Origin of the sequence: Streptomyces sp. NPDC059456 (assembly GCF_042750055.1) — a bacterium.
Taxonomy (GTDB): domain Bacteria; phylum Actinomycetota; class Actinomycetes; order Streptomycetales; family Streptomycetaceae; genus Streptomyces.
Window position 1 is genome coordinate 1 of record NZ_JBHYVA010000754.1, and the last position, 3,949, is coordinate 3,949.

Below are 3,949 nucleotides of genomic sequence, written 5' to 3' on the forward strand. Positions count from 1 at the left end.
AACGTCGCCCCTCACACGGTCGACGTGTTCGGCGACGGGCACGGCGGCCGGACCGCCGGCGCGGAGCGCGAGGGCGGCCAGGAGCGCGCGCAGGCGGGCGCCGCCGATGGGGAGGGGGGCGCCGGTCTCGTCACGGGCCTCGGTGACGCCAAGGATGAGATACCGCACCGGGCAATTCTGCCCTGTCGTTGCTCCGGCCGGGCGGGAGTACCGGGCCCTGCCGGGTGCGCTGCGGTTCCGCACGGCTCCGGAGGCGCTGCCTCCGGGTCTCCGCCGGCCCCGAACGCCGGTGGCGGTGGGGTGCGTGTGCGGCGCCGTCGCGGTGGCGCTGCCCCCCGAGCCCCCTGGGGGGGCCCCGCCCCCCGGGGGGGGGGGGGCGACGCGGCCCGCGCCGGGGCGGCGCCCCCCCGGGGGGGCCCCCGAGGCCGGGTAGAGGGCGTACCCGAGCATCGCGAGCACTCCGCCGACCAGGGTCAGGGCGACCCGGTCCGGCACGGTCTGGTCCCAGCGGACGCCTCCCATGCCGAGCAGGAAGACGACGTACGCGGAGACGAAGGCCTGCACCACGGCGTATCCGGTGCGCATCAGGACGTACATCAGGCCCGCACTGAGCACGGCCAGGAAGCCCGAGAGGTACATCCCCGGCCGGACGAGCTGGACGACACCGGTCGCCACGGCCACGCCGACCAGGGTGCCGCCGAAGCGGGCGACGGCCCGGGACCAGGTCTGGGTGAAGTCGGGCCGCATCACCATGACGGAGGTCATCGGGGCCCAGTACGCGTGCCCCAGCGGCAGGGCGACGCCGATGACGAAGCCCGCGCAGGTCACGGCGGTGACGCGGACGGCGTGCCGCAGGACCGGCGATCCGGGGCGCAGTTCGGCCCGTACGGCCTTCAGCACCACCGGGACCAGCGCCGTCAGGGTGGGCCGCAGCATCGACTCGCCCGGCTCGGCCGTCCGCCCGGATCCCGGCTCGGCCGTCTCCAGTACGTCGTCCAGCAGCGCGGCGAGCCGGTGCGCGGCCCGCAGCGGCGCCCCGTCGAGCAGGTCGGCGGTGTCGGGGGACTTGAGCACCGCGAGGGACGGGGCGGGCAGGCGCACGGGCTCCCCGTGCCGGATCGCCCGGGCCGCGGCGTCCAGCACGGCCCCGGCCGCCGCGAGGAGTTCGCGCACCCGGTCGCGCGCCGGCCCCTCGGCGGGGGCTCCGACCTCGGGGTCGGCGAGCGAGGCCAGCACCGGGCGGATGCGCTCGGCGAGTCCGCGCGCCCCGTGCAGTTCGGCGGGGCGCCGCAGCGACTGGCGGCGGGTCACGGTCGCGGCGGCCCGCGCCCGCATCAGGGGCTGCGGGTCGAAGTGCGCGACGGGGTCCTCGCGCAGCCGCCGGGCGTAGTCGGCCTCGGCGGCCAGCGCGTCGGCCAGGGCGTCGCGCTGGGCGCCCCAGCGGCGCACCGGGAACAGGACGATCAGCAGGGCCTGCACCACTCCGCCGGCGGCGATCACCGCGGCGTGCCCGGCGGCCTGCGGGACCGAGGTCGGCAGGGTGACGGTGACGAGCATGATCGCGACGTTGCCGGAGGCGATCATCCCGGCGGTGGGGCCGGCGGCCCACATCAGCCCGGCGGCGAAGGCCCAGACGGCGAGCAGCAGGAGGAACAGGCCGGTCGCCGAGGAACCGACGAGGTAGCCGACGAAGGTGGAGACGGCCAGCGTCAGCCCGGCGGCCAGGGCGAGCACGGGCCGCGGCCGCCAGCTCTCCTGGAAGGTGGCGATGGCGGCCATGAAGGCGCCGAAGGCGGAGCTGGCGGCCGCTCCCGGCCCCAGGAACGCCAGACCGGCGGCGATCACGACGGCGAGCCCGGCCGCGGCCCGCAGCGCGGTGAGCGGCTCCAGGCGCGCACGCTCGACCCGCAGGCCCGCACGGGCGGTTTCCTTCAGGGCCCGCAGCCAGCTCATCGCGTCGGGACCACCCGTCTACGCCCCGGCCACCGCGAACAGCGAGACGGCGCAGCCGTCCGGGTCGCGCACGACGGCGTAGCGCTGTCCCCAGAAGGCGTCCCAGGGCTCGAGGTGGCCCTCGTAGCCGGCGTCCGTCAGCTCGGCGTACACCGCGTCCACCTCGGCGGGGGAGTCGCACAGGAACGCGAGCTCCCGCCGCCCGTCCCCGGTCGGGCGGGTCCAGGACGGGTCGAAGGAGCGGACGACGTCCTCGGTGTCCCAGGCGATCCGCAGCCCGCCGGGCAGGACGGCCTCCACGTGCGGCTGGTCGTCGGAGCCGGCCGGGACGTCCAGGCCCAGGCGGCGGTAGAAGGCGAGCGAGGCGGCCATGTCGGAGACGACCAGGCCGATCAGATCGATGCGGGGAGTCATGCGTCCACGCTAGGAGCCGCCGGGCCCGCCTGCCGTCAACGAATCGGACATGCGGGCCGGGGAAAAAGAATTGGCGTGCGGCGGACCGCACTTGTTACGGTGATCGTGTTCCCGCCGGTCCGGCGGAGAACTGCCGCACGTACACGACCCGGAGGTGAGTTCATTGATGACCGTCGTCACGCAGGGCGCGTTCCGCACCCAGAAGACCATCAATGTCACGTCCGTGGTCTCCGGCTGACCTCACACTCTCCGCGCGCCATCGAGCGCGCGCTGCCGGGGCCACCCTGTGAAGGGTTTCCCCTTGTCTTTCTCTTCCTCCCTGTCTTCTTCGTACTCGCACGCCCTCACCCCCCTCGGCTGGGACGAGGCGTGGGAGGCCGAGTTCGCCCCGTACGGCGAGCAGGGCCTGGTGCCCGGCCGCGTGGTCCGGGTGGACCGCGGCCAGTGCGACGTCATGACCGCGGACGGCATCGTGCGCGCCGACACCGCCTTCGTCACCCCGCACGACCCGCTCCGCGTCATCTGCACCGGTGACTGGGCCGCGGTCGAGGCGGCCGGCAACCCCCGGTACGTCAAGACGTACCTGCCGCGCCGGACTGCCTTCGTCCGCTCCACCTCCTCGCAGCGCTCCGAAGGACAGATCCTCGCCGCCAACGTCGACCACGCGATCATCGCGGTCTCCCTGGCCGTCGAGCTCGACCTGGGCCGCATCGAGCGCTTCCTGGCCCTCGCCTGGGAGTCCGGCGCGCAGCCGCTGGTCGTCCTGACCAAGGCGGACCTCGTACCGGACCCGGTCACGCTCTCGCACCTGGTCCAGGACGTGGAGACCACGGCGCCCGGCGTCGACGTCCTCACGGTCTCCTCCCTCACCGGGGAGGGCACGGACGTCCTGGCGGCGGTCGTCGCCGACGGTACGAGCGTGCTGCTCGGCATCTCGGGCGCGGGCAAGTCCACGCTCGCGAACGCGCTCCTCGGCTCCGACGTCATGGACGTCCGGGCCACGCGCGACGTGGACGGCAAGGGCCGTCACACGACCACCACCCGCAACCTGCTGGCCCTGCCCGGCGGGGGCGTCCTCATCGACACGCCGGGACTGCGCGGCGTCGGCCTGTGGGACGCCGAGGCCGGGGTCGGCCAGGTCTTCTCGGAGATCGAGGAGTACGCGGCCGACTGCCGGTTCCACGACTGCGCCCACGAGGCGGAGCCGGGGTGCGCGGTGACCGAGGCCGTCGCGACCGGCGCACTGCCGGAGCGGCGCCTGGAGAGCTACCGCAAACTGCTGCGGGAGAACCAGCGGATCGTCGCCAAGACGGACGCACGGCTGCGCTCCGAGATCCGGCGGGACTGGCGCCTGAAGTCGGCGGAGGGCCGGGCCAATTACGCGGCCAAGCGCACCGGCCGCTACTGACCCCCGCCCCGGGACGGCCCGCCCCGGGACGGCCCGGCCCGGCGTCCGGCCCGGGACGGCGCCCGCCTCGGGACGGCGCCCGCCTCGGGACGGCCGTCGCGCGCGGCCCCGCGTCTGGCGGCCGCGCAGCCACGGGCCGCGGCCGGGGAGTGTCAGCCGCCCCGCCCCGCGCGC

The 3,949-nt window shown here is 75.6% G+C and carries 3 protein-coding genes; 1 reads left to right on the forward strand and 2 read right to left on the reverse strand.

Annotated features, from left to right (window positions below):
- Together ACFXA3_RS37820 and ACFXA3_RS37825 are read right to left on the reverse strand one after the other, a co-directional pair.
- Nucleotides 1-1,953 (reverse strand): FUSC family protein (locus tag ACFXA3_RS37820; protein ID WP_385195030.1); only part of this gene is annotated, 1,953 nt, incomplete at its 3' end.
- An 18-nt stretch (nucleotides 1,954-1,971) separates the two neighbouring features.
- Nucleotides 1,972-2,367, reverse strand: a complete 396-nt coding sequence (locus ACFXA3_RS37825) for a VOC family protein (protein WP_385195032.1) — start codon at nucleotides 2,365-2,367, stop codon at nucleotides 1,972-1,974.
- A gap of 301 nt (nucleotides 2,368-2,668) precedes the next feature.
- Here ACFXA3_RS37825 and rsgA point away from each other — a divergent pair, with 301 nt between their 5' ends.
- Nucleotides 2,669-3,775 (forward strand): ribosome small subunit-dependent GTPase A, encoded by a 1,107-nt coding sequence (gene rsgA / locus ACFXA3_RS37830; RefSeq protein WP_385195035.1) that lies wholly within the window; start codon nucleotides 2,669-2,671, stop codon nucleotides 3,773-3,775.
- Nucleotides 3,776-3,949 lie beyond the last annotated feature (174 nt).

Coding starts and splice junctions, on each gene's coding strand:
- ACFXA3_RS37825 (WP_385195032.1), bottom strand. CDS start 2,367: ATGACTCCCCGCATCGATCTGATCGGCCTGGTCGTCTCCGACATGGCC.